The sequence below is a fragment of the Lentzea sp. NPDC051838 genome, from assembly GCF_040681245.1.
Lineage (GTDB): Bacteria > Actinomycetota > Actinomycetes > Mycobacteriales > Pseudonocardiaceae > Lentzea.
Map to the genome: position 1 here is coordinate 419,415 of NZ_JBFAYI010000001.1, position 20,306 is coordinate 439,720.

Annotated in this window: 16 protein-coding genes; 6 read left to right on the plus strand and 10 right to left on the minus strand. The window is 69.2% G+C overall.

What is annotated here, in order from left to right:
* Genes AB0M24_RS01675 through AB0M24_RS01685 form a run of 3 tightly spaced genes read right to left on the minus strand, consistent with a single transcriptional unit; the run spans position 1 to position 3,775 of the window.
* A complete protein-coding gene (locus AB0M24_RS01675; protein ID WP_363759394.1) occupies positions 1-483 on the minus strand; it encodes a poly-gamma-glutamate biosynthesis protein PgsC/CapC in 483 nt (160 codons plus the stop codon).
* On the minus strand, positions 480-1,712 hold the full coding sequence (pgsB, locus tag AB0M24_RS01680) for a poly-gamma-glutamate synthase PgsB (RefSeq protein ID WP_363759397.1): 1,233 nt from the start codon (positions 1,710-1,712) through the stop codon (positions 480-482). Before pgsB ends, AB0M24_RS01675 begins: the two co-directional genes overlap by 4 nt.
* Entirely contained in the window at positions 1,712-3,775 is a 2,064-nt protein-coding gene (locus tag AB0M24_RS01685) for a cache domain-containing protein (RefSeq protein ID WP_363759400.1), read from the minus strand. The genes pgsB and AB0M24_RS01685 overlap by 1 nt, the downstream gene beginning before the upstream one ends.
* Positions 3,776-3,801: 26 nt before the next feature.
* Between AB0M24_RS01685 and AB0M24_RS01690 the strand changes: the two genes are divergently transcribed.
* The gene (locus AB0M24_RS01690; protein ID WP_363759402.1) at positions 3,802-4,662 is read left to right on the plus strand and encodes a hypothetical protein; all 861 of its coding nucleotides are present in this window, start codon (positions 3,802-3,804) and stop codon (positions 4,660-4,662) included.
* Between the two features lie 8 nt (positions 4,663-4,670).
* Here AB0M24_RS01690 and AB0M24_RS01695 read toward each other — a convergent pair whose 3' ends face one another.
* A complete protein-coding gene (locus tag AB0M24_RS01695) occupies positions 4,671-7,091 on the minus strand; it encodes a CapA family protein (protein ID WP_363759405.1) in 2,421 nt (806 codons plus the stop codon).
* Positions 7,092-7,420: 329 nt separating this feature from the next.
* Between AB0M24_RS01695 and AB0M24_RS01700 the strand changes: the two genes are divergently transcribed.
* Entirely contained in the window at positions 7,421-8,368 is a 948-nt protein-coding gene (locus tag AB0M24_RS01700) for a hypothetical protein (RefSeq protein ID WP_363759408.1), read from the plus strand.
* Here AB0M24_RS01700 and AB0M24_RS01705 read toward each other — a convergent pair whose 3' ends face one another.
* A complete protein-coding gene (locus AB0M24_RS01705) occupies positions 8,369-9,118 on the minus strand; it encodes an SDR family oxidoreductase (protein WP_363759410.1) in 750 nt (249 codons plus the stop codon).
* A gap of 100 nt (positions 9,119-9,218) precedes the next feature.
* A complete protein-coding gene (locus AB0M24_RS01710; protein ID WP_363759413.1) occupies positions 9,219-11,918 on the minus strand; it encodes an AAA family ATPase in 2,700 nt (899 codons plus the stop codon).
* Between the two features lie 59 nt (positions 11,919-11,977).
* Between AB0M24_RS01710 and AB0M24_RS01715 the strand changes: the two genes are divergently transcribed.
* Positions 11,978-12,325, plus strand: coding sequence for an antibiotic biosynthesis monooxygenase family protein (locus tag AB0M24_RS01715; RefSeq protein WP_363759416.1), 348 nt, complete (start codon positions 11,978-11,980; stop codon positions 12,323-12,325).
* Here the strand turns inward: AB0M24_RS01715 and AB0M24_RS01720 are convergent.
* Positions 12,322-12,786: a group II truncated hemoglobin gene (locus AB0M24_RS01720; protein ID WP_363759419.1), complete on the minus strand. Its 465-nt coding sequence runs from the start codon at positions 12,784-12,786 to the stop codon at positions 12,322-12,324. The genes AB0M24_RS01715 and AB0M24_RS01720 overlap by 4 nt on opposite strands.
* A gap of 63 nt (positions 12,787-12,849) precedes the next feature.
* On the opposite strand from AB0M24_RS01720, the gene AB0M24_RS01725 reads away from it, so the two are divergent.
* Together AB0M24_RS01725 and AB0M24_RS01730 are read left to right on the plus strand one after the other, a co-directional pair.
* Positions 12,850-13,167, plus strand: coding sequence for a helix-turn-helix domain-containing protein (locus AB0M24_RS01725; protein WP_363759422.1), 318 nt, complete (start codon positions 12,850-12,852; stop codon positions 13,165-13,167).
* A gap of 14 nt (positions 13,168-13,181) precedes the next feature.
* Positions 13,182-13,442, plus strand: a complete 261-nt coding sequence (locus AB0M24_RS01730) for a hypothetical protein (protein ID WP_363759425.1) — start codon at positions 13,182-13,184, stop codon at positions 13,440-13,442.
* Between the two features lies 1 nt (position 13,443).
* On the opposite strand, the gene AB0M24_RS01735 is transcribed toward AB0M24_RS01730, so the two are convergent.
* Positions 13,444-17,283 carry a TIR domain-containing protein gene (locus tag AB0M24_RS01735; RefSeq protein ID WP_363759428.1) on the minus strand — a complete coding sequence of 1,280 codons (3,840 nt, stop codon included), beginning with the start codon at positions 17,281-17,283 and terminating at the stop codon, positions 13,444-13,446.
* A 289-nt stretch (positions 17,284-17,572) separates the two neighbouring features.
* Here AB0M24_RS01735 and AB0M24_RS01740 point away from each other — a divergent pair, with 289 nt between their 5' ends.
* The gene (locus AB0M24_RS01740) at positions 17,573-19,417 is read left to right on the plus strand and encodes a S8 family serine peptidase (protein ID WP_363759431.1); all 1,845 of its coding nucleotides are present in this window, start codon (positions 17,573-17,575) and stop codon (positions 19,415-19,417) included.
* 55 nt (positions 19,418-19,472) lie between these two features.
* On the opposite strand, the gene AB0M24_RS01745 is transcribed toward AB0M24_RS01740, so the two are convergent.
* Positions 19,473-19,643, minus strand: coding sequence for a Sec-independent protein translocase subunit TatA (locus AB0M24_RS01745; protein ID WP_363759434.1), 171 nt, complete (start codon positions 19,641-19,643; stop codon positions 19,473-19,475).
* Positions 19,644-19,762: 119 nt separating this feature from the next.
* A complete protein-coding gene (locus AB0M24_RS01750; protein WP_363759437.1) occupies positions 19,763-20,158 on the minus strand; it encodes a helix-turn-helix domain-containing protein in 396 nt (131 codons plus the stop codon).
* Between the last annotated feature and the right edge of the window lie 148 nt (positions 20,159-20,306).

Consider the following 20,306-nt stretch of genomic DNA (forward strand, 5'->3'; position numbering starts at 1 on the left):
TCAGGTGGTGGGGACGAGACCGACGAGGACACCGCTGGCGAGCACGCCGTAGGTGATGAGGCTGACCGACCCGGTGGCCACGACCGTCGCGCCCGCGGGCTGGCGGACGAGCTGGTAGGCGATCAGGCCGGGCACGACGAAGCCGAGCGTCTCGTGCACGTACAGCAGCGGGTAGTCGTTCTGGATGAGGATGAACAACGACGTCTGCAACAGCACGCTCAGCAGCACGACGGCCGCGAACAGGCGCTTGCCGTAGAGGATCACGGCGCGCTGCAAACCTTTGGTGCCCAAGTAGGTCAGCGCGGTCATGAGCACGACGATCGCCGCGCGCCGGTAGTCCTCGACGAGGGTGAGGGCGAGCCAGCCCGGCGTGATCATGCCGCCGGGGGAGAGGTTCGAGGTGAGGTAGCAGAGGAGGGAGAAGACGAGGCCGATCGCCAGACCCAGGGTGGCCACCTCGGGCTGCAGAGTGCCGCTGATCATGGGGTGGTCCGTTCTGCGTGGGGGAGCGGGGCGGAGTGGAGCTGGGTCGTGCGTTCCGCGCGGGTGAGCCCTTCGAGTTGATCGAGCAGGACCTCACCTTGGCCGTGGATGTTGCCGATCGCGGCGAGCGACACCGACTCGCCGTCCGTGCCCAGAACCCCTTGCAGCAGCTCAGCTGGATCACGTCGCCCGCCCAGGTCGTCGAGCCGCCCCTGCCACGAGCGCGGGATGGCCAGCGCCGCACTGCGGGTGGGTTCGCCGATGAGCACCACCCGTTGCGGGTCGAGCTTCCCGACCAGCGCTCCCATCTGGCCGTTGCGCTCCACGCGGTCCGGCCGGCAGTTGATCACCAGGTGCAGCGGCCGCTCGATCACCCCGCGCTCCAGCAGCAGTTCGATGTTCATCAACGTCGACTCGGGATCGTTGGCGGCGAACACGTTCGCGAACCGCACCTCGCGCGAGTCCACGTGGTACCGGTGCACCCGCAGAACGCCCGGATCCGGCGGCGCGTCCCACATCCCTTTCACAGCAAGCTCTCTGTCGACCCCGCACAGCTCGGCCACGGCGATCGCGATGGCGACGTTCTCCTTGAACGTGATCCACGAGAACCCGCTCATCTCGGCATCGGTCACCGACTCGGGCGAGACCTCGACCAGCGTGCACCGTCGACGAGAAGCCTCCGCACGCAGGATCGACACCCGCTCGGTCTCCGCGGTGACGCAGATGCCGCCGACCGGCATCGAGCGGCACAACGACCGGGCGACGTCGTCCAAAGTCGGTCCCATCTCGGCGAGGTGGTCCTCGCGGACGTTGCACAGCACGCCGATCGTCGACCGGATCAGCTTGGACTGGTTGATCTCCTGCAGGTCCGGCGCGACGGCCATGCACTCCATCACCAGCGCGTCCGGACGGTAGGCGGCGGCGCGGCGGACGATGCCGATCTGCTCGACGACGTTCGCGATGCCGAACTTCCGGTAGACGGGTTCCTCGGTGGCGTCCGGGTGGATGAACCGCGCTGCCGTGCCGGTGGTTTTCGCCACGGTGACAAGGGAACCGCCGCGCAACGCGCCCGCGCACAGCCGGGTGATCGAGCTCTTCCCGCGGATGCCGTTGACCAGGATCCTGGTCCGGATCCGGCGCAGGTTCCGGTAGTGCCTGCGCTGCTCCACGACTCCGCCGGTCAGCAGGGTGGCGCAGGCGATCAGGTAGACAGCGTGCAGGAAGTGCATCACGTCCGCCTTTCGTCGACTGACTGGCGATGGAGTTCCAGGCATCGCGCGACCGTGCCGATCTCGTCCGGCCGCTGCGGGAAGATGACGGTCGACACGTCTCCCGCCGCCAGCCGGTCGGCGGAACGGGCGAGCCTGCGCAACGGCAGCAGGAGCACGAGCAGGAACCAGCCGAACGCGACCAGTCCGACCACAGAGGACACCAGTGCGGCTAGCCACGCTGTGCGCCGGATGTGGTTGCCCGGCAACGGAAGCTGGCTCACCGGCTGCTCGACGACGACGGCCCACTGCAGGTCGTTGAAGTCCTTGGAGCCGTAGAGCGCGGCCGAGGCGACCACGGACGTCCGGCCATCGACCTCCCACACCGCCGGGTCCGGGATACCCTTCAACGCCTCGCTCACGCTGGCGCGCAACGGTTCCGCGGCGAGCGGCTCCCACGCCTGATAACCGACGGTCGCAGCGACCGTGCGCAGGTCACCGTCGACGAGCCGGCCGACGCCACCGGGCAGCCGCACGAGTGCCGACAGCTTCACCACGTCCAGCTCGCCGACCACCACGTAGTTGCTGCCGGGCAACGGCGCGGTCGCGTAGATCAGCGGGACCTTGTGCGCGACGCTCTGCTGGTGCAGGCCGGAACCGGGTGGCAGCGGTTCCTCGGCCCGCAACGGCTTGCGGCCCGCCTGCGCCACGGTCCGGCCGTCCGGGTCCACGACGGCGACGCTGCGATACCGCTCGCGTCGTGAGGTCAGCTCCTGCAACGCGGGCCGCAGGTCGGCGACGTCGGTGCCGTCGACCAGCGAGGCGAACGAGCGCAGATCCGTCAGGCTCTGCTGGAGGCTGCGGCGCAACGCGGTCGCCGTCGTCGCGGCCAACCGTTGGGTGACCTGCACGGCCTGCCCCGGCACCTGGACCTCGTGCCGCCCGATCGTGCCGAGCACGGCGGCGGACCAGGCCAGCAGCATCACCGTGGCGAGCACGACCGCGACCACCGCGGAAGGCAGTCTGCGAGGCTCGGCGGGCTGGAACGCGGCCGCGATCCGGTGCGTCTCGGAGATCCACTGCCGCCGCATCCGCGCGCCGGGTTGCCCGGACGCGACGGCCAACGCGTCCTCGCGCAGCCTGCGGACCGGACCGACCAGTCCCAGAAGCAGCACCAAAGCCGCGATTGCCACCACCCCGAGCAGCGCGACCACCGCGGGCAGTCCTCCACCGGCACCAGAAGCCTCCGCCTGCGGGGTGGCGCCCACCAGCAGCAACGACATGCCGAGACTGATCCGTCCCCTGGTCAGCGGCGCGTACGCCACGATCGGCACGGTCGCCTGGGCGTCGGGCGTGGGCGGCCCGGTGCCCGCCGTGCCCACGAGATGCCCGCTCTCGCCCTTCGCGGCCACCGACGCGGCGCGCTGGACCAGTTCCTGCTCACCGGCGCCGGTCTCGGTGCCGTGCGGTTTGACGACTTCCCCGGTGTCGGTGACCAGCAGCACCGTCTCGGGCAACCGCAGGCTGTCCACGCTCACCGGGGGAATGGTGAGATCGCTCGACACCACGACCACGCGGTCACCGCCGGGTAGCGCGTCGGCCGTCACCGCCTGCACCCCGCCGTACCGGTCCGCCATCACCCGGACCGGGACCGACGACAGGTCGTCGAGCGGCACCGACTCGATCGGCACCGGTTCACCGGCCGAGGCGCGCAGTCCGCCCGTGGTGTCCACGACGGCGACTCCTCGCGCGTGCGGGCAGTTCTTGGCGAAGAACGCGATCGTCTGCTCGTCGGTGCGATCACCCTTGCCGCTGTACAGCTTCACGGCGGTCGCGAGGTCCGCGACCGCCTCGTTCACGGACGCGCCGACCGAGTGGGCGAGGTTCGTGGCGAACCACTGGTGCGACCGTGCGACCACTTCGACGGGTGAGCCGTCGGGCTTGCCGGACGACCTCATGGCGCAGAAGCCCATGAGCAGCACGAGAACGACCGACATCACGATCAGCGGCACGCGCGCACCGGACGGGAAGCCGGCCTCCGCGCAGCGTTGTTCAAGACTCGCCCGGTCGACGCTTTCGCTCACGACCTCTCCGCCCTACGTTGGGACACATGCGAATCGCGGTGCTGGCGTTGGTGCTCGCCGGCTGCACGGCCGTCGTGGACCAGGCGCCGAAGATCGACCTGGAGCACCGCGCGGCGGAGTTCGCCGACGCCCTCTCGCCCAGTGCGCCCTACCGCGCGCCGACGCCCGCGGAACGCGACACCGCTCTCGACGCGTTGATGCCGTTGCTGGACGGCACCGCCACCTCGGCGGAAGGACTGCGCCCCTTGGGTTTCACAGTTGACTCCGGAGTGGACGAGGCGAGCGGCAGACAGTTCGTGCTCGCCACCACGAAACCCGGTGCCGAGCAGGGCTGGGGGATGTTCCTGGCGGACCGGTCCACCACCCCGAGACTCGTGATCGAGGTGCCGCACCCGAACGCGGACCTCGACACGGAGGCGCTGGGCATCGAGCTGTATCGACGCACGCCGGGCGCCGTCGTGCTGATCGCGGGAGCACACCGCCGTGCCGCCGGCGAGCGGGCCGACGTCGCCCACAACACCGACGCGCTTTTTCACGCTGTGGCAATGGGTTTCGCCCAACGCGGGCTGCCGCAGGTGCAGCTGCACGGGTTCGACGCGCAGAGCCTGCCGGGCTCCGACGTCGTGGTGTCGACGGGGCAGGGTCGTCCGGGACCGGCCGCGCGGCGGGTGGCCGACAGGGTCGAGGTGGCGGGTCTCGCGACCTGCCGCGGCTGGGACGACGAGTGCGGGAAGCTCGAAGGGACGAGGAACGTGCAGGGAAAAGCTGCTGCTGAACACGGCTTTGTGTTCCTCCACATCGAAGTGACGGGACGACTGCGCGAGTCGGTTGCATCGCGCGCGGAACTTTCACAGGCACTCGCGGACGCCGATGTCGCGGCTGGCTGACCAGTCCTCTAAGGACGTTTGACCTCGGCGGGGAGCTGTCTCGGCACGTCCGAGGGGTTGCGGGCCAGGTCGAACGCGCCGAACCCACCCGTCATCCCGCTCGCCGCTCGCCACTCCACGAACCGCACGTCGTCCAGGTCCAACGCGCCTGCCCGCCCGTCGGGTGCACGGTTCAGCCCGGCGTACATCATGATCATGTTGCCGGTGCCGTCCGGCGTGGTCAGATCGCTGGTGCTCAGGTCGATCGTGACCTGGTGCCAGCCTCCGTCGGGTGGCACGTCGACGGCTCGGGTGATCGTCGTGAGGACGACCGACTCCGGGTCCTCGGTCGGGTCGCTGTCGTGGAAGTGGTAAACGTCAAAACGGAAATACGCGCTCTCCGAACCCGTACCGCGCACCATCGCGCGGACCGAGTAGGACGGGTCGGGATCAGCAGGAGTCGAGGCCCCGGTGTAGATCCGATGTCGTGGCACCGGAATCCGCGCGATGGCACGGGTCTGCACCGACTTGCCCGCCGCCGCGCTCAACCGCAGGAAACGCTGTCCCTGCGGAGTAGGTCCGACCTGTGAGCTCAGGGTCGTGCCATTGGTCTTCCAGTGCGGGGCCGAGTCGACGGCACCGTCGGCGGTCTCGTCCTCGAACCGGCCCCAGCCGAACAGGTCGCGTCCGACCTCGACACCGTCCCCGCCGACCGGCCGGACGAGTGAGCCCGGCGGAGCGAGATCGACTACCCCGTGCGCGGGAACCGCGACTGTTCTGGTCTCCGGGAGGGTGCTCGCGGCGGTGATTCGTCCTGTGTTGTGCTCGACGACCAGTTGCGCGGGAATGACATCAGGCGTCGGCGGTTTCAGGTACGCGCGCACGGCACCGGTGCGGTCGCGGTCGGTGGAAGCGGGCATCAGGCCGAGCTCCCAGATCCGGCCGAGCACCCGTCGTGCCGCGTCGCCGGTGAGCGGCACGGGCCGGTAGTCGACCAGCTCCAGCGGCAGCAGCCGGGCTTCCAGCAGCTTGTCGCCGTCCCACACCGTCCGCACGACGACACTCGCGAACGTGGCGAGGAAGTTCTGGTCGAACACGAAGTTGCCGAGGCTGTAGACGATCAGCTTGCCCTTGTACCACTCGACGCCCTGCAGCACGTGCGGGTGGTGCCCGATCACGATGTCCGCGCCCGCGTCGACCGCGGCGTGGGCCATCGACCGCACGTTGTCCGAAGCCGCGTCCTGGAACTGGAATCCCGCGTGCAGCTGCACGACGACGAGCTGGTTGGCCGCCGCGAGCCCGGCGATCTGGGCGGGGGAGCTGATCGGGTCCCAGCGGGCCGCGCCACCGTGGCCGCGTCGCGCGACCCAGTCCTGCAGCTCGGGGTAGACGGCGACGAGCGACTTCCACATGTCGGCCTTCACCGCGTCCGGCGCGGTGCTCTCGGCTTTGCGGTAGACCTCCCACGCCTGGCCGATGCGTCGCGGTGCGGTGGCGATGGCGCCGAAGCCCCACGGTCGCGCGTCGTACCGCCAGGTGTCCTCCGGCGTCGGAACCTCGCTCGCGTCCGGGTACGCGCCGTTGACGAAATCGCCGTCGACACTGGTGAATCCGGCGACAGCCACGCCGGTGCCGTTCACGGTCCTGCGGAACGGCACCGCCGCACCCTCCGGCGTCACGTCGGCGCCGACCATCCCGATGCCCGCTTTCGTCAGCGCGGCACGGGTGTCCGCGACGCCCTGGTCCAGGAAGTCGCGGGAGTGGTTGTTGGCGAGCACCGCGCAGTCGACGCCGAGCGCCTTGAGTCCGGCGGTGGTCGCCGAGGCGGACTTGAGGATGAACCGCTTCTGGGGATAGGCCTTGTCCGCCGGCAGATCGCTGACGACGCTCTCCAGGTTGACCGTGCGGAGATCGGCCGCGGCGAACTCGGGCGCGAACGACGACACCACGTGCTCGGCCCCGCGAGCCGGGTCCTGGTTCGGGACGAGTGAGCTGCCCTCGTCCGGTTCCGCGTACCTGCGCCCGAACATGACGTCACCGGCCGAGTGCAGGGCGAGCCTGCCCTCCTTGCGGGAGAAAAGCTTCACCGTGACCGGATCGTCCACATCGGACTGTCCGAGCGGGACCGGCTCCGGCAGGTGGCCCGGCGCCTCGACGACCGCGAGGACCGGCCCGCGCAGCACGGGTGTGCGGACAGTTCCGTCCGCGTCACCGTTCAGGCGTTCGGTCTTCTGGCCGTGCAGGGTCACCGTCGCGTTGGGAACGCTTCTACCCGACTCGTCGACAACGTTGAGCCGCAACGAGAATCCGAGCACGCTGCGGCTGTCGTCGCACGTGTCGCACCCGCTCGCCGCGTCGATCGTGCGAAACGCGGCGACCAGAACCATGATCAGAAAAGCAACCAGCGCCAGCGCGAGCACCGCCGGCCTGGCCCGCCAGAGCCGATTCATCCGACTGTCCAAACTATCGACTGCGTAGCGGCGGCGTGGTTCACATGGTGGCGCGTCTCCGTCTCGAAAGCACCGGCCGGACGGGGGTGCCGGAAATAGACTACTTACTGTACTGTTCCCGCGCGGACGCGCATCCGTGCAGGTAGAGGCCCTGCGAAAAGTGTACGCGACTTTGTCTCATCCATTGTGGATGATCGAATGGTCCCGTTCGTTTTCGGATCTCGTACCGGGGCGGCCAGCCCCTTGACCGGGATATCGGAGGCGAGTACAACGCTTAGTTAGGAAACTTTCCTAACGGTTAGTGGCCGAGAAAGGTCCAGGCAGACGCGATGAAAACGTTGCCATTGCTCGTCTCCGCGGTTCTCGTCGCTCTGCCGATTCTGCCGGCGCGGGCGGAAATGCCACGTCGACTCGACTTCGTCCGGGTCGACGATCCGCCTCGAACGCTGGTGCTCAACGCGCTGGGGGACAGGCTGGCGACGCTCACCGACGGCGCGCGCACGGCCGTTTTCCGGGGCCCTGCCAGGACTTTCGCCGAACCCGAGGTCACCACCGCGACCGTCACCACGCAGGAGTGGGTGAGAGTCGCGCCGGCGCAGTGGCGCGTGGACGGTGAGAAAGATCCAGTTCTCCGGCGCTGGCTGGAGAACGCGCTGACCGACCGCTCACCGGACGTTCTGGACATCTCGATGCAGTACCGCAGGAACACCCCGGATCTGCGGGACGACAAGGGCATCCGGTACGCGGGCCGCGCGTTCTTCGGTCCGCTGGTCGACGGCGAGCGCCTGAGCGACGCGGACTTCAACGACTACCTGGGCGTGTCCTGGACGTACGACAACGGCGTCGTGCGGCCGGCCGACACCATCCGCAAGGACTCCTTGGACTGCAGTGGATACCTGCGGATGGTGTTCGGCTATCGGTCGGGTTTCCCGCTGGGCTGGGCGCCCTCGCGCTTCCGGCTTCCCAGGCAGGCCAGGGACTTCACGTCCGGAGCGCCCGGTGCGGTGATCGTCGCGGACACCGGCACCAGGCCGTCCGACGAACAGCTGGAACGTCTGCAGACCGGCGACGTGCTGGCATTCGACCTCGATCCCGCGGACGGCCCGCTGCTCGACCACTCCGCGATCTACCTCGGCGTGGACTCGGAAGGCCGGCCGCGCTTCATCTCGAGCCGCAAGACCTACAACTCCGTGACCATGGGCGACAAGTACGGAGCGTCCGTGCTCACCGGCGACGGCGTGCTGGCCAAGGCGTTCCGGCTCGTCAGGAGAGTCTGATCAGCCGTAGCAGGCGCCGAAGGAGATGTTGACCTGCGTCGAGGTGATGCTGCGGCCGTGCTCCGACGCGACGAACGCGGCGACGCTGCCGACGTCGGCCGTCGTGGCGGCGCGCTTCATCGGTGACGCGTCGATGATGCTCTGCTTCGCGCCTTCCATCTCGGGGACGTCCGGGAAGCTGTCGATCACGCCGCCGGTCAGCAGCGTCACGGTGCGGATACCGTGCGGCGCGAGCTCCACCGCCCACTGCTTGCGCAACGACTCGATCGCGTCGAACCCGATCTGCACGTTGCCCATGCCGGGGTGCATGTTCGCGTGGTCCGACCCGCCGAAGAACAGCAGCACACCGGACTCCTGCTTCACCATGTGCCTCGCCGCGGCCTTCGTGGTGATGAGGTGTGTGGTGAGGCCCTTGCTGATGGCCGCGACGAAGTCGTTCGTCGAGATGTCGGCCAGCGGCTGGAAGATCCCCTCCAGCGTGATCACGTTGACCGAGATGTCCACACTGCCGGTTTTCTCCACCACGGCGTCGAGGTGGTCGTTCACGGCGGACGCGTCCAGCGCGTCGACCACCGCCGTTTCGGCCTGACCGCCCGCGGCGCGGATCCGGTCCGCCACGGTCTCCAGCGTCGCGGGCGTCCGGCCCACCAGGAAGACCCGCGCACCCTCGGCGGCGAAGGCGTCGGCCATCGCGCCACCGATCGTGCCACCGCCTCCGTAGATCACGGCGGTCCTGTTCTCCAGCAACATCTGCCTCTCCTTTCGCTGCCGGAGAAGCTAGGACTCGGGCGCGGTGCTCCACATCGGTCACGTGACTGGCGTGTGGGGAGGCGGGCACCGACCGGTTAAGTCATCCAAGCTTGAGCTGGGCCAGTTCGATCCGCTTCGTGACGCCCAGCTTCGGATACGCGCGGTACAGGTGGTGGCCGATCGTGCGCGGGCTGAGGAACAGCTGCGCGCCGATCTCCTTGTTGCTCAGGCCCGCGGCTGCCAGTCGGACGACCTGGATCTCCTGCGGCGTCAGGTTCTTGAGCGGATCGTCCGGTTCCTGGTGCGATGCCGGACGCTCGCCGAGCGCGGTGAGCTCGTTGGTCGTGCGTTCCGCCCACGTGGACGCACCCGCGCGGGTGAACGCGGCCAGTGCGGCGTCGAGCTGGGTGCGGGCCTCGCCACGACGTCGTTTGCGACGCAGCCATTCGCCGTAGAGGAGCTGCGTTCTGGCCTGGTCGAACCGGCTGACGCACAGCTCGATCGCCTCGCGGTAGCGCTCCTCGTCGTCGTCGAGCATCGCCTGGCAGCGGCGCAGCAACGCCGTCGCGCCCGGACTGTCCACGTGCGAGGCCCACCGCTGCAACGCCGCGAACTCGTCGGTGACGCGACCAGGGCCGCCGTCCCGGACGGCTGCCTCCACCAGATCCGCGACCGCGCGGATGAGGAAGTCGTTCCTGGCCGGGCCGGTGCACACGGTCTTCAACGCCTCGAACGCGGCCGAGTACCGCCCGGCCGCCAGATCGAGCAGGCCGAGACCCCAGTACGTCAGCGCGGTGCAGACGGCGTGCTTGCCCTCCAGCACCGGAAGCACCTGGGCGGCCAACTCCCGGCAGCGAGGCTCGTCGGCGGTCACCGCGGCGAGCCACACGGAGATCGACTTCAGCACCGCGATCTCGATGGTCATCCCGAACTCGGTGCTGAGCGCCAGCGCCTCGGCCAGACACGTGCCCGCGGTGAGGAAGTCGCCGCGCAACGCCTGGGCCAGCGCCGCGACCTCCTGCGCGTAGGGGATCCAGGTCAGCGCGCCGCCCGCCCGCACCTCGGCCAGCAACACCTCCATGGCCGCGATGGCGGCCTGGTCCTCGGCGAGCATCAGGCCGCTGAACCCTGCCACGACCCGGTGCAGGTTGTCCGCGTCCTGCTCCAGCCCGACGGCGAGGATCTCCCGGAGCGCGCCGACGTTCTCCGGTCTGCCGCTCAACACCTCGACCCAGCTGATCTGCGCGTCGGCACTCGCCCGCGCCGCGGATCCGGGTTTGAGGCTCAGCTGGGCCAGAAGCCGACCGCCCTCGACGACCAGTGGCAGTGCGCCCGCGTCGCGGCCGGTGCACATCATCTCGGTCAGCATGAACAACGCGCGTTCGGGATCGCTGTCCATGACCAGCTTCGCGGCCTCGCACGCGAGCGCGGCATCGGCTTCGGGGGAGGTCCGCTCGTACTCGATCTGCCCGCGCAGCAACGTGGCTTCCGCGATGAGACTCGGATCGTCGGTGAGGGACGTGACCTCCACCGCGAGCCGTGCGGCGCGGTCGGGTTTGCCGGCGTCGTAGGCAGCGAGCGCGGCTTTGGCGATCCGGCGTGCTTTGAGTTCGGGATCGATGCTCAACCGGCCCGCCCTGTCGTACGCGGCCGACACCGCCATCGCACCGCCGCGTTGCTCAGCTCGCAGCGCGGTTCGTTCGAGTTCGGCGGCCACTGTTTCGTCCGGCTCGGTGGTCGCCGCCGCGAGGTGCCAGGTGCGCCGGTCCATCGCGTCGGGCGAGGTGAGCGCCTCGGCGAACGCCCGGTGAACCGCGATGCGCTGGTGGTGCGTGGCGCACTGATAGGCGGCGGCGCGCACCAACGGGTGCCGGAACGTCAGCTCGCCGTCCACGATGCTGACGAGCCCCGCGCGTTCGGCCGCGTCCAGATCGGCGGTGTCCGCTCCGACGGCACGGGCGACGCGCAGCACGACGTCCATCCCTGCGAGCCGGTCAGCCGCGGCGACCAGCAGAATCGTCTGGCACGCCTCGGGAAGGCCGACGATCTGCTCGCGGAACGTGTCCTGCACCCGGCGCGTGACCGGCAACGGCCCGACCTGGTGCGCGGGTTCCGCCCGGCCCTCCCGCTCCGCCGCCGCGCCGAGTGCGAGCAACGCCAGCGGGTTGCCCGCCGCCTCGTCCAGCACCCGCGCCCGCATCGGTGCCGTCAGCCCGGGACAGCGGTCGTCGAGCAAGCCCGCTGCGGCTGGTGCCTCCAGACCCGTCAGCCGGAGCTCCTCGATGCCCGGCGTGGGGAACGGCACGGCCGTGTCCCGCACCCCGAACAGCATCACGACCGGATCCACCTGGAACCGTCGCGCCGCGAACAACAACGCGTCCGACGACCCTCGATCGAGCCACTGCGCGTCGTCGACCACGCACAACAACGGTTTCTCCGCCGCCAGTTCGGCGAGCAACGTCAGCGTCGCCGCGCCCACCAGGAACGGCGTGGTCGCGTCACCGCTCAGCCCGAAGGCGCCTCGCAACGCCGCTGCCTGCGGGCCGGGCAACACGTCGAGTCGATCGAGGTACGGGTAGAGCAGGAGGTGCAGCGCGCCGAACGCCAGCTCCGCCTCGGACTCGATGCCGACACCCCGCAGCACCCGCATCCCGTCGGCCGTCGCCACCGCGTGGTCGAGCAGAGCGGACTTGCCGATGCCCGCGTCACCCCGCACGACCAGCGCCGCGCTGCGACCATCGGCGGCACGCCCCAGTGATCGCTCGACGTGGTCCCGTTCGGTGTCCCGGCCGACCAGCATGGGTGCAGAGCCTAGGCCCTGCGCTGTCACAAGTTCGGGACTTGCCCTGTCTGATGTGCATGAGCCGTGCATTGGAGTCGAGGACCGGCGTCGACGGGCCGGTCACCGTGGTCAAGCACTACACCGTGCCCGCGAGCGAGGCCGACTACTTCGTCGAGGTGTACCAGGAGAACGCGCGGATCATGTCGGCCCAGCCCGGCTTCCTGCGCTCGCGGCTGCACCGGCCGCTCGCCGACGCGAGCGAGACGCGGTTCGTCCACATCGCGGAGTGGGCGTCGGGCACCCAGCTCGACACGGCCATCGCCAACCCCGAGTGGCGCGCCTCGTTGCAGCGCATGGCCGACGACCCCGGACTGCACGTCACGTCCGAACCCGCCGCCTACCGCGTGGTGGTCGAGCTGCCTTAGCCCCGGTACGGCGGCGCCACACCCCAGCCCCACTTCGGCACCGGCGCTCCGTGGAACGGCTTGGCGTCGGTCGCCGAGTTCTGCACCGCGAGCCGCGTGCCCCACTCCAGATAGGACACGAACGCGGCGCGGAACTCAGGATCGGCCGGCAGTTCGACCTCGTCCGCCGCGTCCATGATGAGGTTCAGCCAACGGCGGCGCTGTTGTTCGGTGATGGCCCGGCCCAGGTGCTTGGCCAGCATGAACTCGTAGCCGCCGCGCTCCTCGGTGTACGCGGCAGGCCCTCCGAACACCTCACCCAGCCACAACGCCACGTACCGGGCGTGCTGGGGATCCATGCCGGCGAACACCGGCGCGAGCAGCTCGTCGTCGGCGACGCGACGATAAAAGGCCTCTGTCAGGCGCAACAACGCCTCCGAGCCACCGGCCCAGGTGTATAGAGAAGGGGTCTCGTTGATCACGAAGCCCACTCCAGCATCCGGCGCAACGCCGGGCAAGTACGCACTTTTCGGTGAGGAGCGCCCGTGTACCACTGTCCTGTCGAGCTGGCTCTCGACGTCATCGGCGGCAAGTGGCGCGCGGTGCTCCTCGCCCACCTCAAGGAACGCCCGCACTTCTACGGCGAGCTGCGCCGCAAGGTGCCCGGCATCAGCGAGAAGATGTTCGGGCAGCGGTTGCGCGAACTGCAGGACGCGGGTCTCGTGGCACGTCGGGAAGTGCCGCCGAACGTCGAGTACTCGCTCACCGAGGAAGGCAGGAGTCTCGGACCCGCACTCCAGGCTCTGTACGACTGGGGTGTGCGGCGAGCCTCCCGGACCGGTGTGGACATCGCGCCCCTTTGAGTCCTGGCCGAAGGATGGCGCCGTCCGGGGCGTTTCCGCTGACGTCGCGGGTGGGCGGCAACACGGGTGCGGTGTCGGCGTTCGAACTCGCGATCTCCCACGACGACGGCAAGACGTGGCAGCCGACTCCTGTGACGCAGGCGGGCGACGCTTACACGGCACAGCCCGAGCATCCGTCGGGCAACGGGTTCGTCAGCCTGCGCAGTGCCGCGACCGACGCGAGCGGCAACTCGGTGCGGCAGACGGTCCTGCGGGCCTATCAGTTCGGGCAGTAGCTCAGGCCGGTGCGGCCTCCTGGCGTTCCGGGAGGCCGTACTCCTGCCGTTCGGCCGCGGTGAGCGAGCGGAACACCAGTCGTTTGGCGAAGGAGATCAGCTCGTCGGGCTGGAGGTGGTCCCACACCCACGCCATGCCGTCACCACCGGCGGTGACGACGTACTGCGTGTCCGGGGAGAAGTCCGCCCAGATCAGCCGTGCGCCGTGCCACAGTTCGCTGACGGGTTTCCCGCTGGCCCTGTCCCACACGAGCGCTGTTCCGTCCGCCGACGCCGTGACGATCCTGCTGCCGTCCGGGGAGAATCGCGCGTTGCCGAGCTTCGACCGGTGTCCGGACAGGACAGTCAGCTCTGTGCCGTCCGCCGCGTCCCAGACGCGTGCGGTGCTGTCGTCCGACGCGGTGACGATCAACGACCCGTCCGGTGAGAACTCCGCGTAGTTGACCAGGTTCTCGTGGCCGGTCAGTGTGAACAGCAGAGCGCGCGTCTCTGCGTCCCACACACGGGCGGTGGCGTTGCCGACGGAAGCCACGATGCGGGTGCCGTCGGGGGACAACATCGCGGAGCGCACCGACTCGTCCTCGCCGGACGGGATGTCGATGTCGGGCAACCGGAGGTGGGTCGGCTTGTTCCGCCGGCCGGTGCCACTGACGTCCCACACCTTGACGCCGCCCAGGACGTACCCGCCGATCCCGCGCCCACCCGCACAGGTGATGACGCGCGTGCCGTCGGAGGAGAACGCCGCCATCTGCACAGGGCTGTCGTGGCCCGAGATCTCGTACTCCAGCTCGCCGCTGGAGCTCCAGACGCGAGTGCTGTAGTCGTACGACGAAGTGACGATCCTCGAACCGTCCGGAGCGAACGCGGCGAACACCACGTCTTCGGCGTGCCCGGTGAGGGACAGCAGCGGCGACCCGTCCTCGGTGCTGACGACGGTGGCGGTCCTGCCGGAGGTGGTCAGGATCCGGGCGCCATCGGGCGAGAAGCACGCCGAGAACACCGGGGCGTCGTGGGGGATCGGCAGCACCTCGCCCCAGGTGGCCGTGCTCCACAGCCGGACCTCGCCGCCCTCGTCACCGGTGGCGATCATCGTGCCATCGAGGGAGAAGGTCGCGGCGAGGAGCGCGGAACCGTGCCCTGTCAACGAAGCCAGCACCGTGCCCCGCTCCGCGTCGAAGAGCACCGCGGTCCGGTCCTGAGTGGCCGCGACGACCAGGGTGGCGTCGTCGGAGATCTCCGCGGCGTAGACCTGGCCCGCTGCCGGATCGAACACCTGGGGCTCACCGCGCGTGACGATGTCCTGGATCTGCACGGTGCCGTCCGCGCTGGTGGTCACGAGGTACGACCCGTCCGGCGTGAACCTGGCGCTGTGCACGGCGACGTGAGGTGCGTGTCCTGCCAATGTGACCTCGTGCTGCGGATTCTTCGGCTTCTTCACGTTCCAGACGTGTGCCGCCCCGTCCGGCGAGCCCGCGGCGACGCGCAGTCCGTTCCGCGAGAACGCCACGGTGTAGCGCCTGTTCCTGTCCGTTCCGTGGTAGATGCCGGAACGACCGGGCGGGAAGCTCACGTGCGACAGCCTCGCGCCGTCCGCGGCGTTGAGCAGATCCAGCCGGCCGTGTGACGTCACGGCGGCGATCAGTTTTCCGTCCGGTGAGATCGTCGCCCAGTAGAGCGTGTCGGACCACGGATCGGGCTGCTGTTCGAACAACACCGCGCCGGTGTTCGCGTCCCACACCCGGATCGTCTTGTCCTCCGACGCGGTCAGGACACGGGTGCCGTCGGACGAGTACTCCGCCGAGCGCACCGGTGCCGAATGTCCTTGCAGCTTCAGGATCTCGCGCTGGTTCTCGACGTTCCAGACGCGTGCCGTGCCGTCGTCCGAGGCGGTGAGAACGCGGGTGCCGTCCGGCGAGAACACCACCGAGTTCACGGCCGCGTCGTGCCCGCGCAGGTGACCGCGGAGCCGTGAGGTGCGCACGGCCGCGTCGAGTGCGGCGATGGCCTCCGGTGTCCGCGCGTACTCCTCGATCGCGGCCAGTGCCACCAGAACGCCGCGCTCGGGGTCGCTGCCGAGGTGGGACATCACGCGGCTCGCGGCGAGTTCGGACTCCCGGCGCAGCCCGGCGAGATCCCGGGTCCGCGAGGCGTCGACGAACTCCCGCAGCAACGTGTGAGCGCCGTGCTGGTCGGCGAGCCATTGTGCGGCAAGGCCGAGCCGTTCTTCGCGCAGCAGGTACGAGTCGGGGCGCCGTGCGCGCTCCCAGTCGCGGGCCAGCCGTTCGAGCTCGGTCTGGGTGCGCAGGGCCTGACGTGACGCGGTGATCGCCTCGCGGATGGGAGGCCAGGCCCAGAACAACGTCTCGTGCGCGACCCGGACGAAGGCGGATCCGCCCGCGCTGTCCGTGCTGAGCAGCCGTGCCTCGACGAAGGAGTCGACCACTTCTCGTTGGGCGGCGAGGAAAGCGTCGATCGCCACCGGCCGGCTGAGCGGCTCGTCGTGCTCGTCGACGGTGACCAGCTGGAGCAGTGCCGGAATGATCACCTCACCGTGCCCGGCCGCCCGCAATGCCTCCCGCACCTCGTCCGCGCGTTGCCGCAGCGCGCCTTCGACTCCGCCGACCGCGAGATACGCGTCCAGCGTGATCAAGCCGTCCGGCTGCCGTCGCTGGTACAGCTGCTGCAACGCATAACCGAGCAACGGCAGCGCTTCTCCCGCCGTGGTCTCCTCGACCATCCGCTGAACGAGTCCGGGAGCGAAGCTGACACCCGCCCGTTGCGCCGGTCCCTCGATCACCTCCGGGAGCCGCGATCGGGGGAGTGGGCTCACGACCACGGGCTCGCGGACCAGAGCGGCCAGATCCGGATCGCTCGCCATCGCCCCGAGGAACTCCGACCGCAACGTGCAGACGATCTGGACGTGCGGATCTTCACGCGGGACCCGCCGCAGGATCTCCACGAACCGCGCGATGTCCTCGCCGCGCAGGAGTTCCTCCGCCTGGTCGATCACCAGCAGCACCGCGGTGACCTCGCCCCGGCCGGCCGCGAGGTCCTTCATCAGCTCGCCGATGTGCGCGGGGTCCCGCAGCCGCTGTTCGAGCTCGGTGCGGTTGTTCGTGGTGCCCGTCAGCGCGATGTCGAGAGCCCTTGCCAGTGCGGAGATCGGCCGCGCACCCGGCCGGAACGGATCGACCACGACCCAGCCGGGACGCCGGTGCAACCGCGGCACGAGCCCCGCCCGCACGACGGACGACTTGCCGCTGCCGGAGGGGCCGACGATCGTCAGGAACGGCGGGCTCTGCTGTCTTCGCCTCGCTTCCACCCGTGCCAGCAGATCGCTCACCAGATCGGAGCGGCCGAAGAACACGGCCGCGTCCGCCGGCCCGTATGCCGCCAGACCCGGGAAAGGCGACCGCGTGGCATCCCAGTCGAACGAGCTCGACGGGTCGACGCCCATGGTCTTCATCGCGGTCCAGAGCCGCGTGTAGGCGAGGTCGCCTTCCGCTGTGACGTCGACCCACTGCACGTCGCCGAGCAAGGAGTGCGTGACGCCGCTGCTCATCCGCACGGGGAACACGGGTTTTCCTGTCGACCTGGCCAGCGCCAGCTCGGCGAAGCACCACCGCGAGGTGACCGAGGATTCCGTTGCCACGAACAGAACCGCGTCCGCCCGGCGCAGTGCGGAGTACAGCTCGGTCTCCCAGCTGCGCCCGGCGGGGATGCCGTGGTCAGGGTCGTAGTCGAGGAAGATCGCGTCGAAGCCCTCGACCGCCAGCCGGGCCCGGACCTCGTCGACCGCCGAGCGGTCCTGAGCGCTGTGACTGAGGAACAGCGACGCCATGGCGGCAACGTTACCTCCCAAACCAACCGCTGCGGCGGAATGCGCGGCCCCCGCTCGTCCCGACGGAGTCATTTGGGCCGAAAAACGGTTTTCCCCGTTACGAAACCCCGGCCCCGACGACCACTCTGTCGGGCGCACGGATCCGTTCCGCGATCGGCCGATCGCGGTCCGTGCACCTGCACAAGGCTTGTCTCGAACGAGAGGGGCGTTTGTGAAAACCTCGGGCAGACGCGCCATACGGCGTGCGCTTGTAGGGATTGCCGTTGTCGCGTCCGGGTTGTCGACGACGGTGGCGACGGCTTCGGCGGCAGAAGGGGTCGTCATCGCCGCACCGGCGGGGAAGGCGATCGCGGACCAGTACGTGGTCGTGCTCCGCAACGGTGTGGCGGCGGCGAGTGCCGGCTCGCTCGCCAAGCAGTACAACGGGAACGTGACCGCGAGCTGGCAGCACGCGCTGCAGGGCTTCGCGGTCAACACCAGCGCGGCGAACGCCAAGGCGCTGGCCCGTGATCCTCGCGTGGCTGCGGTGTACCAGGACGCGGTCGTCAAGGCGGACGCCGTTCAGGTGAACCCGCCGTCGTGGGGCCTCGACCGGATCGACCAGCGGAACATGCCGCTGGACGCGCGGTACAACTACGGCCCGACCTCGGCGGGCGTGCGCGCCTACGTGATCGACACGGGCATCCGCATCACCCACGCGACGTTCGGCGGACGCGCGACGTGGGGCACCAACACCACCGGAGACGGCAACAACACCGACTGCAACGGCCACGGCACGCACGTGGCGGGCACCATCGGTGGCGCTGAGTACGGTGTGGCGAAAGCGGTTCGGCTCGTCGCGGTCAAGGTGCTGAACTGCGCCGGCAGCGGCAGCTTCGCCGGCGTGATCAGCGGTGTGGACTGGGTGACCGCCAACGCGGTCAAGCCGGCGGTGGCGAACATGAGCCTGGGCGGTGGCGCGTTCGACCCGCTGGACACGGCGATCCGCAACTCGATCGCGTCGGGCGTCTCGTACGCCGTCGCGGCGGGCAACTCCAACGCCGACGCGTGCTCGACCTCGCCGGCCAGGGTCGCGCAGGCCCTGACCGTGAACGCGACCGGCACCAACGACGCCAGGGCCAGTTTCTCGAACTTCGGCACCTGCACCGACCTCTTCGCACCGGGCGTCGGCATCACGTCGTCGTGGAACACCAGCGACACGGCGACGAACTCGATCAGCGGCACCTCGATGGCCACGCCGCACGTGGCCGGCGTGGCGGCGCTGTACCTGCAGCGGCACCCGGCCGCGCCTCCCGCACGGGTGCACGACGCGATCGTCCGCAACGCGACGCCGAACGTGGTCGGCGACGCGGGACCCGGTTCGCCGAACCGGCTGCTGTACTCGCTGTTCACCCGGTGGTCCCCGGAAGGCGACTACAACGGTGACGGGACCACGGATCTGACGGTCTGGCGGCCGTGGGAGGGCAACTGGTACGTCCGCGGCATCAGCACCACCCAGTGGGGCATCGGCGCGGACATCCCGGTTCCCGGTGACTACAACGGTGACGGCGTCACGGACTTCGCCGTGTGGCGTCCGTCCGAGGGCAACTGGTACGTGCGCGGCATCGGCACCGTCCAGTGGGGCATCGGCGGCGACATCCCCGTTCCCGGTGACTACAACGGTGACGGTGTCACGGACTTCGCTGTGTGGCGGCCTTCTGAGGGCAACTGGTATGTCCGTGGGATCAGCACGACCCAGTGGGGGATCGGCGGTGACATTCCTGTTGCGGCCGACTACAACGGTGACGGCATCACGGATCTCGCGGTGTGGCGTCCGTCTGAAGGCAACTGGTACGTGCGTGGGATCAGCACGACCCAGTGGGGCATCGGTGGCGACATTCCCGTTGTGGGCGACTACAACGGCGACGCCGTCGCGGATCTCGCGGTGTGGCGTCCGTCCGAGGGCAACTGGTACGTGCGTGGGATCAGCACGACGCAGTGGGGAGTCGGCGGGGACGTTCCGGTGCCCGGCGACTTCAACGGCGACGGCGTGACCGACCTCGCCGTGTGGCGGCCGTGGGAGGGCAACTGGTACGTGCGCGGCCAGTTCACGACCCAGTGGGGCGTCGGAGGTGACATTCCGCTCGCCTCGTAACTGAGGGTGTGATCGCCCGGCCGGCCACCTCGCCGGCCGGGCGATCGCGGGAGGTTCAGGGCGTGGTCTTGGGCTTCTCCTCCGGCGTCTCGGCCGAGATCTCCGCCTTGAGGATCTTGGCGGACCGCCCGAGCGAGCGGGCCATCTCGGGCAGCTTCTTGCTGCCGAACAACAACACGATCACCACGCCGATGATCAGCAGTTCGGTCGCGCCGAGGTTGCCCATGACTCACGTCCTTCGAAAGGGATCAGACTTCATCACTGTATCCCTTGCCGCGTAAGGACTTCGTTGGCCTGAATACGGCCTCACCGTCCTGTTCGGACAGGTTGTCGGGTATGGGTGCTTCAGGCCACCGCGTCGGTGAGCGCGCGGGTGAGCTCCTCCAGGGCGCGCACGACGTCGTTCAACGCCATGATCTGTTCCACGTACTGCTTCGCGACCCATTCCAGGTCGGCGGGTCTGTCGGGAATTTCCGGCTGAATCGAATTGAGAACGCGTTGTTGCGCGCGATCGGCCATGGCTGCTTCGTACAGCTGCGTCAGCCGGTTTCCCTCCGGTCGCAGAACCTGCACGTAGGCGGTCATGAGATCGGGAGGTGGAATACGGACACCTCGCTCATAGTCGACAATTCCACTGTGTGCGGCCATTCCGAGCTGGCGGGCGAGCTTGCGCAGGGACAGTCCTCGTTCGAGCCGCAGACGCAGCAGTTCCTGTCCTAGCAGCGCGTATACGTCCCCCACTTTCTTTCCCTCCCCTTGGATGTATTCGATCGTGGCGCGGCACTTCAGGCGTCACATCGGCTGAACGGGCTACGAGGTAGCAGGATTTCGAATGGGTACTGTTCACGGCCCGTATCGGGGTGTTCTGCTGGTGTTCTGAACTTGTTCT

Coding starts and splice junctions, on each gene's coding strand:
- AB0M24_RS01675 (WP_363759394.1), bottom strand. CDS start 483: ATGATCAGCGGCACTCTGCAGCCCGAGGTGGCCACCCTGGGTCTGGCG.
- AB0M24_RS01730 (WP_363759425.1), top strand. CDS start 13,182: ATGGCGCCGTCCGGGGCGTTTCCGCTGACGTCGCGGGTGGGCGGCAAC.
- AB0M24_RS01700 (WP_363759408.1), top strand. CDS start 7,421: ATGAAAACGTTGCCATTGCTCGTCTCCGCGGTTCTCGTCGCTCTGCCG.
- AB0M24_RS01690 (WP_363759402.1), top strand. CDS start 3,802: ATGCGAATCGCGGTGCTGGCGTTGGTGCTCGCCGGCTGCACGGCCGTC.
- AB0M24_RS01715 (WP_363759416.1), top strand. CDS start 11,978: ATGAGCCGTGCATTGGAGTCGAGGACCGGCGTCGACGGGCCGGTCACC.
- AB0M24_RS01745 (WP_363759434.1), bottom strand. CDS start 19,643: ATGGGCAACCTCGGCGCGACCGAACTGCTGATCATCGGCGTGGTGATC.
- AB0M24_RS01695 (WP_363759405.1), bottom strand. CDS start 7,091: ATGAATCGGCTCTGGCGGGCCAGGCCGGCGGTGCTCGCGCTGGCGCTG.
- pgsB (WP_363759397.1), bottom strand. CDS start 1,712: ATGCACTTCCTGCACGCTGTCTACCTGATCGCCTGCGCCACCCTGCTG.
- AB0M24_RS01735 (WP_363759428.1), bottom strand. CDS start 17,283: ATGGCGTCGCTGTTCCTCAGTCACAGCGCTCAGGACCGCTCGGCGGTC.
- AB0M24_RS01705 (WP_363759410.1), bottom strand. CDS start 9,118: ATGTTGCTGGAGAACAGGACCGCCGTGATCTACGGAGGCGGTGGCACG.
- AB0M24_RS01710 (WP_363759413.1), bottom strand. CDS start 11,918: ATGCTGGTCGGCCGGGACACCGAACGGGACCACGTCGAGCGATCACTG.